This is a genomic window from Chitinophaga sp. CB10 (assembly GCA_001870995.2).
Classification (GTDB): Bacteria; Bacteroidota; Bacteroidia; order Chitinophagales; family Chitinophagaceae; genus Chitinophaga.
The window spans coordinates 32,686-45,810 of sequence record MLAV02000014.1 but is presented as its reverse complement, the minus strand read 5'-3'; the positions used below and the strand labels follow the sequence as shown (position 1 = coordinate 45,810).

Genomic DNA, 13,125 nt, shown 5'->3' with positions numbered 1-13,125 from the left:
CCGCCAGAAAGGATTCATTACGATGATAATTTTTTTGCTATTGCCAATCGCCGGGAGATCTTTTTTATGCTTCAGCTTTTCAGCAACCGCACTATATCCCCTGATTCCAGGGTCCGCTTTTCATACCCCTGCAACGTCACCGCAATCATCGCCTTACCAAGCTCCCCCAGGGTGCATACATAATTACGAAAAGCCAGCCGCCATAGGGGGTAAAGCCATGAAAAAGCGTAATAGAATCTATGAGTGTTCTTTGAACCGCGCATCGGTTGAATATAGGCCGGCCGGAAATTGTACACAGCCTTGAAAGGGAGCTGCTGCAAGGCCTTTTCCGTTTCCCCCTTTACCCGTGCCCACATCCGGCGGCTGCGCCCCGTGGTATCGGTACCGGCGCCGGAAACGTAACAGAACGTCATGTCGGGGTTTTCAGCGGCTATCGCCCCTGCCATGTAAAGGGTGAGGTCGTAGGTAAAATGCCGGTAAATTTCCTCCTTCATACCCAGCGAGGATACGCCCAGGCAAAAATAACAGGCATGATATCCGCGCAGCTGCGGAACGATTGCAGTAATATCAAAGAAATTGTGATGAATTATTTCTTTGAGTTTGGGATGCACCACGCCACAGGTTTTGCGGTTTATGACCAAAACAGCGGCAATGTCAGGATGTTCGAGGCATTCATACAAAACGCCTTCGCCCACCATACCGGTCGTACCTGTTATGATCACATTAATTTTCATCGAAATATGTCATTGGAAAGGTACAGAAAGTAACCGGAATCGTTAAATTTATGTATGACCGTATTCATATGACCATCAGCAACAAGGAGCAAATCGCCGGATTCACGCCGGCGCAGCAGGCCATAGTTGACCGGCTGCTGGAAGAGCGTACCCGCCAGCTCACTGCTACCGTCGAAGAGCTAAAGAGCAGGCTCCGCGCCGAAGAGGCGAAGGATAACGCCCTGCAGCGCATGAACAGCTTCCTCAACAGCATCTGGAACAACGCGGACGCCATTATGCTCGTATTCAGTCCGGAAGGCTATATCCGCTATTTTAACCCAACGGCGGAGCGGCTCCTGGGCTACCGGGCGGTGGATGTGATCGAGATCGAATCGCCCCTGCTGTTCCACGATCCGGAGGAAATGGAAAGGCGGGCAGCCGAGTTCTCCCTGCAACTGCAGCAGATTGTAGACCCCGGCATAGATACCCTGACCATCAAGGCCAAGCTGAACATGCCCAATGAGTACGAATGGACCTACATCCGCCGGGATGGCTCGAAGCTGCCTGTGTCGCTCACGATCAGCGCCATCAGGAATGCCAACCAAATTACCGGCTACGTGGGCATCGCCATCGATATCTCGGAAAAAAAGAGCGCAGAGGCGGAATTAAGGCAGGCGCTGGAAAAGGAAAAGGAACTCAATGAACTGAAGTCCAGGTTCGTATCCCTGGCCTCTCACGAGTTCCGGACCCCGCTCAGCACCATCCTGTCGTCCGTGTACCTGATCAGCCAATACCAGCACAGCGAAGATCAGCCCAAGCGGGATAAACATATCCGCCGGATTGTATCTTCTGTTAATATGTTAACTGATATTTTGAATGATTTCCTTTCTGTAGGTAAAATTGAGGAAGGAAAAATTCAGGTCCGGAATAGTACCTTTGACCCGGGCAAACTAATAGGCACTGTCATTAGCGAAATGCAGGGACTCCAAAAGGCGTCACAAGAAATAGCGTATGTACATGAAGGCGGGCACGAAGCAAAGCTCGACCCTACCCTCCTTAAACATATTGTGATGAACCTGGTGTCCAATGCCATTAAATTTTCACCGGAAGGAGGCGTCATCACTGTCCGGAGCAAAAGCGATCATCGACACAACCTGCAACTGTCTGTCAGGGACAATGGAATCGGCATATCGGAAGAAGACCGCCAGCACTTATTTGAACGGTTTTTCCGGGGTAGTAATGTATCCCATATCCAGGGCACTGGCCTGGGCTTACATATCGTATCCCGGTACACGGAAATAATGGGCGGTACCATTTCCTGCCAATCTCGTATCAACGAAGGCACTGAGTTCATTGTAACCTTTCCGGTGCGGGAAATTTAAGCTTATGGAGAAAATTTTATTGATCGAAGACAATCGGGAGATTTTGGATAACATGACCGAAATCCTCGAATTGGCAAACTACCAGGTGTTAACTGCAACAAACGGTAAAACAGGCGTGGCCATGGCGATGGAGCACAAACCCGACCTGATTGTTTGTGATATCATGATGCCGGTCCTGGATGGCTTTGGCGTTTTACACCTGTTACATAAAAACGAAACACTGCAACATACCCCCTTCATTTTCCTCACCGCAAAAACGGAACGCAACGATATGCGCAAAGGAATGGAACAGGGGGCGGACGATTATATCACCAAGCCGTTTGAAGGCACGGAGCTGCTGAATGCCATTGCATCGCGGTTGCGCAGGCGCATGGAACTTCAGTACGAGCCGGTAAACGGCACCACGCAACTGCTGCAACACCTGAGCACGCAGGAGCTGCTGGATACGCTCAAACAGCATAAGCCTACCCACCACTATAAAAAGAAACAGCTGGTGTATGCCGAAGGCACGCAGCCGCAGTACCTGTATTATATATTCCAGGGCAAGGTGAAAATTTCCAAAAGGAATGAGGAAGGGAAGGAACTGATTGTGGGCTTGTACAACGAGGGCGACTTCTTCGGTTACCAGGCCATGATGCAGGAAAGCGCGTACCAGGAAGATGCCGAATGTATGGAAGACTGCCTGCTGGCGCTGATCCCGCAGGCGGATTTTGAACTGCTGATCAACCAGCATCCACAAGTGATGCGCAAGTTTGTGCAGTTGCTCGCCAGGAACGCCGCGGAGCGGGAGCAGCAGCTGATTGGGCTGGCCTATAACTCCTTACGGAAGAAAGTGGCGGAAGCGCTGCTGGTGCTGGATAAAAAATTTAACGATACCGGTAACGGCTATACGTTGCACATCAGCCGGGAGAACCTCGCTGCCATGGCCGGCGTAGCAAAAGAATCGCTGATCCGCACCCTGGGCGATTTCCGCAATGAATCGCTCATACAATTAAAAGAAGGAGATATCATCATCACTGACCGCGAAAAGCTGGCTACCCTTATTGCCTGATCGTTTTTTTTTTATTTTTTGGGGGAGAGATTTAATGCCGCGATGCACGGCGCCCCGGCTGGGCCGGCAGATTCACAAGGGTCGTTCCGTACCGGCAAATTGCAGGAAATTGGCACGCAGCGTCACAAAGTCCAGCTCAGTACGGTCGATGTCACGCTGTAATCTTTCAGGGGAATGTGGATTTTTATCTTTCAGCTTTCCCTTCAGCCATTGGCGTTGCTCGCCAATTTCGTGGCGTAACAACAGCAGCCCTTCCTCTACGATCAGGAATCTCGCCTGGTACTTTTCAGCGGCTTCCACAAACTCCTGGGAAACGGTGGTGGATAATACAGCCGCCAGCAAGCGGATTAATAACGCATTTTCTTCCCGGAGGTCTTCTACTATTGCCAACCATGAACAACAAATCCTGTCCAGTTCCGCCTTTGAATAAGTGCTATTCTCTAAATAATGCATACTAGTTCAGATATACCTGCCTGTTGTGCTGTTGTTGGCGCTGGCTCCATTGCTGAAGTACAGCAATCAGCTGGTACTGGATAGTATTAAAGGCTCTGATAGCCACTATTACTTCTTCTACATCCTGGCGGGTGCAATCAGATGGCAGGTGGTTATAACTATTTTCCGTATCAAGGTTTTCCTGTAAAAATTCGATAACGGCATTCCCGTTTAATATAAACTGTTTGATCAGGTGCGACCATTCATTGCTGTACACATTGCCGGCATGACTGCAATCAGGCGTACGTTTTACCATCGGTTTGGCAGCCTCCTGCTGGCGCAGTAATACTACGGATTGATAGTTGGAAAGCTCATTGTAATAAGTGCTGAGCATATCCGTAAACGTAGTAAATACCGCAGCCGTAGTTTGCTCGGAGCGGTTGTTGCTTTCAAACAGGCGCTCTACCTGCCGCATCAGCGCAATGCCGTTGGGAATGGCTACCTTATTAATCTTTTCCAGCAACTGCTGCGCAAAGAAAACATGAAAGTCAAACGCTACTTTCCGTTGCTCCAACACCTGGCGTATGCCGGAATTGGGCTTATACTGCTTGTATATATAGTTACCTGACTTCTTCAACTGCTTAAAGGGGAAAAAGAGAAAACCTTCGCAAAATCTTTGTTGAATGGAGTTGAGAGAAAATTCAGTGTACATATGATGATACGTTTTATTGTAATTGTTTCACTGGAAAAAATGTCACCGCAGCTAGCTGCGGTGACGAGATAACGGTAAAGACCGCCATCCGTTTAACTTTAGATAGATGTTAACTGTACAACAAATCTAACACACCTTACATCTAAAACAAAATGATGTTTATACAAACGACGATGATTCTGATCAACAAAATCATTGACGGCGATCATCAGTTATGGTAAACGCTGCTCCACCGGCGGTTTGTAGTTCATACACCTGAACGCCAGCCACTTCCTCACCAGCTTGCCGTTATGCATTACCACAATCGGCGGCAGTGGCGTAACGCTGCTGAAGTAAGGCAGCAGGTCCTTCACAAACGCCTGCTCATCCACATCATCCTTTACATCCGTCAGGGAGTTGATAAATATAGCATTCCTGCCTTTCAGCGTTTGCAGGTCCGTACCTACATAGTCAAACTCCAGGGCTCTTTTGCCAATGATGTTCTGAGAATAAACCATCTGACCCATATAAAGGTTGAGTATCGCGCTGGTTTTATAGTCGTCCGCAGAGAAAATAAAATCATCAGGATAAGTTGCGTGCAACTGTTGCACGGCTTTGCCCAACCCAGGCCACCCTGCCCAGGTATCGTCCGACTTCACCGGCACCGGGTAAAATAATATTTCCACCGCCAGCGCCAGGTGCACCACCAGGGAAATGATGTACTGCCAGCGCATCCAGCGCCGGCCCAACCAAACGCTCACCCAGATAATACCGGTAATATAACCGGGCATCATCCAGTTCAGCTTCACCCAGTACACCGGGGATATCAAAAAGAAACCGATGAACACCGGCAGGAAAAAACATAACAACCAAAGCTCCTTTTCCGGCACGCGGCCCCACTTCCAGCCATACCTGCGGATGGCCTTCCAGATGAAGTAACAAAGCGCAAAAAAGAGTACCGGTATCAGGATGGCAGCCTGGTGGCCTACCACCCCCAGCACGTCCAGCCAGTTCAGCTCTATATCGCCCGCCCGCTCGGAGGACTGGAATTTAAACGACGCAAAGCCATTGTTCACATTCCAGATGATCACCGGCGAGATGGTGATGACAAAGCAAACGATGGAAAGCAGGAACCAGGGGGACGTTAACCATTTTCTGTTACGCGCGCTCAACAGCAGGAACAACACGGTACCCGCCGGCAGGAATATAGCGGTGTACTTACTGTCAAACGCCAGCCCCATGGCAATACCTGTCCATATCCACCAATGCCGCCTGCCTTCAAAAATCGTTTTGTGCAAACACAACAGGGAAACCGCCCACCATAACATCAGGGGCACATCCGGCGTGGTCACCAGCGAAAGAATGGTGACCATCAGCGTGGAAAGCAGTAGCAGTAAAGCTTTCCAGGTTTTATGCGAACTCAGGAACTTTTGCGCCAGCAGGTAAAAGCAACCTGTCATCAGCAAGGTAACGATAGTATCGCCCAGCTTGATGGCATAACTGTGCGCGCCGAAAATTTCCGAGAAAGTTCTGGTAAGTACCGCTACTCCGGGAGGATGGTCAAAGTAGCTCAACGCGGGGTGCTGCCCGTAAAAATAGTAGTAGGCATCCTGCGGCATGGGACCCATCAGCCATATAAACGCAACGCGTAATGCCAATATAATCACCAGGGATAAATATATCCACTTATCAGTTTTAATATAGCCATATAGGTTAGTCGCCGGTCGGTTCATGCATACCCCAGTTGTAGTGTGACAGTCTTGTTGGTGCCCAATGCGCAAATACCATGCCCCCGAGGAACATACCACATTACAACAAACCAACATAAGTATTGTTGCATTATTTCCTCAGCAATTTGTAAATGCAGTGGCAAAGTATGGACAGTTATGTCAAACTGTTGTGGAAAATCGATGACTGCTGGTTTTTTGTCTGCCTGCCACTTTTCACCATGGAGGCCGGCAGCAGGGGGAATACTCCCCGGGGCCCTTCATGCGGTCAAGAACCCTCTTGCTGCGCCGCTCCTGGTGGTTGGTATCATATCATGCAGCAGTAATGCATACTGCAGTATTATTGCACCGGTACTAAGTGAGCAGGAAACAAGATGGGATAATTACACAGGCGCCTGTTAAAGGAGAGTGGATGGCAGGGCCTGTCCGTTACAGCAAAGCTGTACGTTTCATCATTGTTACACTGTTCGGGGATCAAAGGTATAAAAAAGCAGGATTATTTTCCTATTAATATCGTGCCGGGGCGGGCATTTCCTCCTGGCGCAAGCGGCGGAAAGGCACTATCTTTGTTGCATACCCCCACCACCAATAAATAGTATATGAAGGTTTTTGCAACAAGGGTGATTCCCGCTGAAGGCCGCATCCGTATGGAGCAGGCAGGTATAGACGTAACAGAATGGAAAGAGAAAAGAAGCCTCTCCCCGGATGAACTGGCGGATACGCTGCAATCCTACGACGCCCTCTACTACGCTGGCGGTAAAGCTATGAACCGCGAGTTTCTCAGTAAGTGCACCCACCTGAAAATCATTGCGCTGATGAGCGCCGGATATGACAACATCGATGTGAAGGCCGCAAAAGAATTAGGCATTCCCGTTACCAACGTGCCGGGAGTACCCAGCAAATCCACTGCCGACGTAGCCTTCCTCCTGATGCAAGCCGTAGCCCGCAAGGCTTTTTACATGCATAAACGCATCCTCAGCCAGGAATGGGGCTTTTCCGACCCTACGGCCAACCTCGGCATCGACCTGGAAGGCAAAACCCTCGGGATATGGGGGCTGGGCAACATCGGCACTATCCTCGCACGCCGCTGCCAGCGCGCTTTTGACATGAAGGTCATTTACAATAACCGCCACCGTAATATGGAAGCGGAGCAGGCCCTCAACGCCGCCTGGGTGCCGTTCGAGGAACTGCTCGGGCAAAGCGATGTACTCAGCGTGCATACCGCCCTCACCGCTGAAACCAAAGGCAGGTTTAACAAAGCGGTGTTCAGCCGGATGAAGCCTACATCCATCTTCATCAACACGGCCCGGGGAGGCATACACGATGAAACGGCTTTATACGAAGCCCTGCAGGAAGGAATCATCTGGGGGGCCGGCCTGGATGTGACCAACCCCGAGCCCATGCAGGCGGACAGCCCGCTGCTCTCCCTCCCCACCGTAGCCGTGCTGCCGCATATCGGCTCCGCCACGGTGGAAACGCGTGGGCGTATGGCCGTACTGGCGGCAGAAAACATTATCGCCGCGGCCCAGGGGCAGCCGCTGCCTACGCCCGTTAAAAGCTAGCAAAAAAGTAAGCTAAATTGAATAACTTAGGGACAGCAGATACTGTTCCCTATGAAGTACAACATTTCCCAATGCTTGTCCATCCCTGTCCTGTTAGGTATAACAGTTAATACGATGGCACAGGATAAAAACAATATCAGACTTACAGACAAACAAAGTATTCCCCGCGTAGTAGCGGCCATGACGGCAGAAGAGAAGGTGAGCCTGGTGACGGGCATGGGCCTCCGGATAGAAGGCCTGCCTCCCGGCATCCTTCCGCCCGGCGACCCGAAGGATGCCAACATACCGGAAAAAGTGCCCGGCGCTGCCGGCCGCACCCACGCCATCCCCCGCCTCGGCATCCCATCCCTCACCCTTTCCGACGGCCCTGCAGGCGTACGCATCGCCCCTTTCCGCAATAACGACACGACCCGGCCTTATTATGCCACCGGCTTCCCCGTAGCCACGCTCCTGGCTTCCAGCTGGGATACGGCGCTGGTAACGCAGATCGGGAAAGCAATGGGGAAGGAAGCGCTGGAATACGGCATCGACGTGATCCTCGGGCCGGGGATGAACATCCAGCGCAACCCGCTGGGCGGGCGCAACTTTGAATATTTTTCGGAGGACCCGCTGCTCACCGGCCATATGGCCGCCGCCATCGTACGGGGCGTCCAATCTATGGGCGTGGGCGCCTCCATCAAACACTTCGCGGCCAACAACCAGGAGTTTAACCGCATGCAGCTCAACACCATCGTTAGCCAGCGCGCCCTCCGGGAGATCTACCTGCGCGGCTTCCAGCTGGCGGTTAAATACGGCCAGCCCTGGACGGTGATGTCGTCCTACAACAAGATCAACGGCGTGTACACCTCCGAAAGTCCGGCCCTGCTGAAAAACATCCTGCGGGGCGAATGGAAATACAAAGGCATTGTGATGACAGACTGGTTTGGCGGCACAGATCCGGTAAAGCAACTCAACGCATACAATAACCTGCTGATGCCGGGATTCTATGCACAGTCGCAGGCTTTGCTGGCCGCCCTGAAAGACGGCTCCCTCCCCGCCCAGACGCTGGACGCCAACGTAGCCGGTATATTGCAGCTGGCCATACAATCGCCCGCGTTCAAAAAGTACAAATACACCGATAAGCCGGACCTTACGGGCAGCGCGGCCATCGTACGCCGCGCCGCCGCGGAAAGCATGGTGCTGCTCAAAAACGACAGCGCCCTGCCCATCGCGCCGCCCGGCAAAGTAGCTCTGTTTGGCGTCACCTCGTATAAACTCATTGCCGGCGGCACCGGCAGCGGGGATGTGAATAAAGCCTACGTGACAGACCTGGACAAAGCCATGCTGCAAGGCGGCTATGTGCTCGATGCAGGCCTGCAAACGGAATACGCCCGCTACATCGCGGAAAAGACGGCCCAACAACCCAAACCCACGGGCTTATTCAGCACGCCGCCGCCCATCCCGGAACAACAGCCGGATACGGATGCCATCAACCGCCTCGCCAAATACATGGACGCCGCCATCATCACCATCGGCCGCAACGCCGGGGAAGGCAGCGACCGCAAGGTGGAAGACGATTTCCTGCTGCGGGAAGATGAACGCACGCTGCTGAAAGCGGTCAGCGAAGCGTTTCATGCCAATAATAAAAAAGTGATAGTGGTACTGAATATAGGCGGGGTGATTGAAACTGCCAGCTGGCGATCATTAGCGGACGCCATCCTGCTGGCATGGCAGCCCGGCCAGGAAGGCGGCAGCAGCATTGCGGATGTGATCAGCGGCAACGTCAATCCTTCCGGGCGGCTCGCGGCCACCTTCCCGATGGCGTACCAGGATGTGCCCTCCGCAGCGGACTTCCCCGGCAAGGAACTGCCGGGCGGCAGCGATAACGGCAATCCATTGATGGGCAAGCCTTCAGAGGTTCGTTATGCGGAAGATGTTTATGTAGGCTACCGCGGATATACCACCCGCAACATAGCCACTGCATATCCTTTCGGATACGGGTTATCCTACACCACTTTTTCGTATAGCCGGCCCCGTATTGCCAGCGCTCCCGGCACTTACCCGGTTCGTATATCCGTCACCGTTACCAACACCGGCAACCGCCCCGGAAGGGAAGTGGTGCAGCTGTACGTAAGCGCGCCGGCAATTGCGCAAGGCCGCCCGGTACGGGAACTGAAAGCCTTCGCGAAGACGGCCATACTGCCTCCCGGCGGGAAAGAAACCCTGCAGCTCAGCGTAAACACGCAGGACCTGGCCTGGTTTGATGAGGCAAAGATGGCGTGGGTAGTGACGCCGGGTAATTATAAATTTGAGCTCGGCAGTAATGCCGCCGCGGTTATTTCATCTGCCGACCTAAAAATTCCCAAAGAGATCATTGCAGAAAAAGTAAGCGTCAGCGTAAAATAATTGGCAAACCTAAACCGGCAGCAACAGGCATGTACCCGTTGCTGCCGGTTGGTTAATGCGGCAACCGCTCCCGCAATTTTCCATACACCCAGGTGCCTGCCACAGCGCTCAGCAGGGTAATAACAATAACCGTAGCGCCGCCGCCAGCCTGCGCCAGGAGCGGTCCCGGGCAAGCCCCCGTCAGCGCCCAGCCCAATCCGAATATCAACCCACCGTAGATATTTCCCTTATGGAATTTTTTATCCGGGATATGAATAACCTCTCCCCGGATAGTTTTGATGCCGAACTTTTTGATCAGCATCACGGCAATCATGCCCGTTACCACGGCGCTGCCGATGATGCCGTACAGGTGGAAGGATTGGAGGCGGAACATCTCCTGTATCCGGAACCAGCTTATCAGTTCGGCCTTTACCAGTATGATCCCGAAGGCAATACCTGCCAATAAATATTTTAACATAGTGAATCGCTTAAAGAGAAAGGATAAAAGGCAAGATCAGGTTGGCCATGATAAATCCGCCTGCCATAAAACAACAGGTAGCTGCCAGCGAAGGCCATTGCAGGGAAGCTAAGCCCATGATGGAATGGCCGCTCGTACAACCACCCGCATACCGGGTTCCAAAGCCGACGAGGAAGCCGCCGCCAGCCATCATGATCAGCCCGCGGACCGTGAGCAGCTGCTGCCAGCTAAACAGCTCCCCCGGGATCAGGGACGAATAATCGTGTATCCCATACCCTGCCAATTCATTTACCAGGCGCGGGTGTACAGTTACGGCTGTACTATCCCGCATAAAGGTCATCGCAAGAAAACCACCCAGTAATATTCCCAAAGCAAAAACTAAATTCCATTTTTCCTTCTTCCACTCGTAGGTAAAGAAAGGTATGTTAGCGGGGATGCAGGCTGCGCATACATGACGAAGCGAGGCAGAGATCCCGAAAGTTTTATTTCCCAGTACCAGCAGTAAAGGTACCGTCAGCCCAATCAGCGGCCCGGCCACATACCAGGGCCAGGGCTGACGCAGCCACATGCTCAGTTGTTCCATATTGAGATTACTTATTATTGCCGGAAGGGCATACAAAATCCGTTACAGGTACGTTGGTTTGTTGAATCGCATTCATTCCGCCTGCTACTTCGCTGAAATTGCGGTAGCCGTGCATTTGCAGGATACTGGCCGCCGCCATGCTGCGATAGCCGCCGGCGCAGTGAATATAGAAATGTTTATCCGGGTCGAGCATTTTGATCCAGCTGCTGATATCAGCCAGTGGTTTGTTGCCGGCGTTTTTGACATGCGCAGCATTGTATTCGCTTTCTTTTCGTACGTCCACCACCGTTATATCTTCATCATACTGTGCAGCGAATTTTTCCGCGGAAATACGATCGACGGTATCTACTACTCTGCCGGCGTTCTTCCAGCTTTCGAAACCGCCGTCCAGGTAGCCGATGACGTTATCGAAGCCTACGCGGCCCAGGCGCCCGATGGCTTCCGGTTCCGTCCCGGGCTCGCTTACGAGCAGTATAGGCTGTTGCACATCGCCGATTAGCGCGCCCACCCATGGGGCAAAATCGCCTTTCAGCCCTATGTTGACCGACTGCGGCACAAAGCCTGCGGCAAAAGCGGCGTTATCGCGGGTATCGAGTATCAGCGCGCGGGTATCATTGGCGGCCTTTTCAAAAGCGGATGGGTTTAGCGCCATCAGGCCTTTTTTCATCACCTCGTCCATACTGCGGTAGCCCTGTTTGTTCATCAGTACGTTGGCGGGGAAGTATTCCGGCGGCGGCAGGAGCCCGTCCGTTACGGCTTTAATGAAAGCGGCCTTGTCGGGCTGGTTCAGCGCATAGTTCACCGCCTTCTGGTGGCCGAGGGTATCCACGGTTTCCTTCATCATGTTTTTACCACAGGCGGAACCTGCGCCATGGGCCGGGTACACGATCACCTCATCTGCCAGCGGCATGATCTTGTTCGTCAGGCTATCGTACAGCATGCCGGCCAGGTCTTCTTTGGTGATGCCGTCCTTCTTTTGCGCCAGGTCAGGCCGGCCTACATCGCCGAGGAAGAGGGTATCCCCGCTGAAGATGGCGTAGTCCTTCCCCTGCTCGTCGCGGAGCAGGTAGGTCACGCTCTCCAGCGTATGCCCGGGCGTGTGCAGCACTTTGATGGTCGCGTTGCCTATACGGAACTCCTGCCCGTCCGCAGCGATGATGGCGTCAAACGCGGGGTCGGCGCCGGGGCCGTACACGATGGGCGCGCCGGTGGCCTGGTGCAGGTCGATATGGCCGGACACAAAGTCGGCATGGAAATGTGTTTCGAAAATATATTTGATGGCAACGCCGTCCTTCTCCGCCCTGCGGAGGTAAGGCGCCGTATCGCGTAAAGGGTCAATAATAGCCGCTTCTCCGGCGGATTGAATATAATAAGCACCTTGTGCCAGGCAGCCGGTATAAATCTGTTCTATCTGCATAATAAAGCCGTTTAGATTAGATTTATCAAAGGTCAGACATTATGCTGTCCCGGACGGTGACATTTGTCACATAAGGGAGATTTTGTTCCGGCCCAGCCTGACCGTACCGTCGGCCTCCAGCTGCTTCAGCAGGCGGGAAACCACCGCCCTGGCCGTGCCCAACTCGTTGGCCAGTTGTTCGTGGGTAACCTGTAACTGGTTATTGCCGGTGAGTTCAGCTTTTTTGCGGAGTAATTGCAGCAGGCGCTCGTCCGTTTTGCGGAAGGCCACGGCATTCACCACTTCCAGCAGTTCTTCGAAGCGTTTGTGGTATAAGCGGAAGATATAATCCAGCCATTCGGGGTACTCCCTGATAAACAGCCCCACCTTTTCCACCGGCAGGAAATAGATTTCCGCCTCTTCTTCCACCACGGCTTTGACCTTGCTTTCTTCCTGGTGCAGGCCGCCCAGGAAAGACATGATGCAGCTTTCCCCGGCACGGATGTAGTAGAGCAGTATCTCCCGCCCGTCCTCATCCGTACGGAGCACGCGCATGCTGCCCCGCGTAACAATGGGAATGGCGCGGATATTGGCGCACTCGTTGAGGATCACCTCTCCTTCCTTAAAGGTACGGATGGTGCTATACTCGTAGAGTTTTTCCCGGAGCTCAGGGCTGGACTGAAAAGCCGTGATACTGTTCAATACATCCATACTGCAAATATACGAAAAGCCCTCCGGACGAAACG

General features: G+C 52.7%; 12 protein-coding genes. 4 read left to right on the top strand and 8 right to left on the bottom strand.

Translation table 11 applies throughout. The features are described 5' to 3' along the window. Nucleotides 1–71: 71 nt before the first annotated feature. On the bottom strand, nt 72–734 hold the full coding sequence (locus BOC67_RS18635; RefSeq protein WP_291912315.1) for an epimerase: 663 nt from the start codon (nt 732–734) through the stop codon (nt 72–74). Between the two features lie 50 nt (nt 735–784). Here BOC67_RS18635 and BOC67_RS18630 point away from each other — a divergent pair, with 50 nt between their 5' ends. Together BOC67_RS18630 and BOC67_RS18625 are read left to right on the top strand one after the other, a co-directional pair. Beyond that, nucleotides 785–2,095, top strand: a complete 1,311-nt coding sequence (locus BOC67_RS18630; RefSeq protein WP_291912311.1) for a PAS domain-containing sensor histidine kinase — start codon at nt 785–787, stop codon at nt 2,093–2,095. A gap of 4 nt (nt 2,096–2,099) precedes the next feature. Next, on the top strand, nt 2,100–3,146 hold the full coding sequence (locus tag BOC67_RS18625; protein WP_291912308.1) for a response regulator: 1,047 nt from the start codon (nt 2,100–2,102) through the stop codon (nt 3,144–3,146). Between the two features lie 72 nt (nt 3,147–3,218). Here the strand turns inward: BOC67_RS18625 and BOC67_RS18620 are convergent, their stop codons facing one another. The 3 genes from BOC67_RS18620 to BOC67_RS18610 all read right to left on the bottom strand — a co-directional run bounded on the left by BOC67_RS18620 (nt 3,219) and on the right by BOC67_RS18610 (nt 5,927). Next, complete coding sequence (locus BOC67_RS18620) at nt 3,219–3,599, bottom strand: hypothetical protein (protein WP_291912304.1); 381 nt, start codon at nt 3,597–3,599, stop codon at nt 3,219–3,221. A gap of 1 nt (nt 3,600) precedes the next feature. Further along, nucleotides 3,601–4,290: a hypothetical protein gene (locus BOC67_RS18615; RefSeq protein ID WP_291912301.1), complete on the bottom strand. Its 690-nt coding sequence runs from the start codon at nt 4,288–4,290 to the stop codon at nt 3,601–3,603. A gap of 212 nt (nt 4,291–4,502) precedes the next feature. Continuing rightward, on the bottom strand, nt 4,503–5,927 hold the full coding sequence (locus tag BOC67_RS18610; protein ID WP_291912299.1) for a glycosyltransferase family 39 protein: 1,425 nt from the start codon (nt 5,925–5,927) through the stop codon (nt 4,503–4,505). Nucleotides 5,928–6,595: 668 nt separating this feature from the next. Between BOC67_RS18610 and BOC67_RS18605 the strand changes: the two genes are divergently transcribed. Both BOC67_RS18605 and BOC67_RS18600 read left to right on the top strand, forming a co-directional pair. After that, nucleotides 6,596–7,558 carry a D-glycerate dehydrogenase gene (locus BOC67_RS18605; RefSeq protein WP_291912296.1) on the top strand — a complete coding sequence of 321 codons (963 nt, stop codon included), beginning with the start codon at nt 6,596–6,598 and terminating at the stop codon, nt 7,556–7,558. A 114-nt stretch (nt 7,559–7,672) separates the two neighbouring features. Then, nucleotides 7,673–9,943, top strand: a complete 2,271-nt coding sequence (locus BOC67_RS18600) for a beta-glucosidase (protein WP_291912293.1) — start codon at nt 7,673–7,675, stop codon at nt 9,941–9,943. Nucleotides 9,944–9,995: 52 nt separating this feature from the next. Here BOC67_RS18600 and BOC67_RS18595 read toward each other — a convergent pair whose 3' ends face one another. The 4 genes from BOC67_RS18595 to BOC67_RS18580 all read right to left on the bottom strand — a co-directional run bounded on the left by BOC67_RS18595 (nt 9,996) and on the right by BOC67_RS18580 (nt 13,090). Then, the gene (locus BOC67_RS18595; RefSeq protein ID WP_291912290.1) at nt 9,996–10,400 is read right to left on the bottom strand and encodes a DUF6691 family protein; all 405 of its coding nucleotides are present in this window, start codon (nt 10,398–10,400) and stop codon (nt 9,996–9,998) included. A gap of 10 nt (nt 10,401–10,410) precedes the next feature. Then, a complete protein-coding gene (locus tag BOC67_RS18590) occupies nt 10,411–10,983 on the bottom strand; it encodes a YeeE/YedE thiosulfate transporter family protein (RefSeq protein ID WP_291912288.1) in 573 nt (190 codons plus the stop codon). A 7-nt stretch (nt 10,984–10,990) separates the two neighbouring features. Further along, nucleotides 10,991–12,400, bottom strand: coding sequence for an MBL fold metallo-hydrolase (locus tag BOC67_RS18585; protein ID WP_291912286.1), 1,410 nt, complete (start codon nt 12,398–12,400; stop codon nt 10,991–10,993). A gap of 66 nt (nt 12,401–12,466) precedes the next feature. Beyond that, on the bottom strand, nt 12,467–13,090 hold the full coding sequence (locus BOC67_RS18580; RefSeq protein ID WP_291912284.1) for a Crp/Fnr family transcriptional regulator: 624 nt from the start codon (nt 13,088–13,090) through the stop codon (nt 12,467–12,469). Between the last annotated feature and the right edge of the window lie 35 nt (nt 13,091–13,125).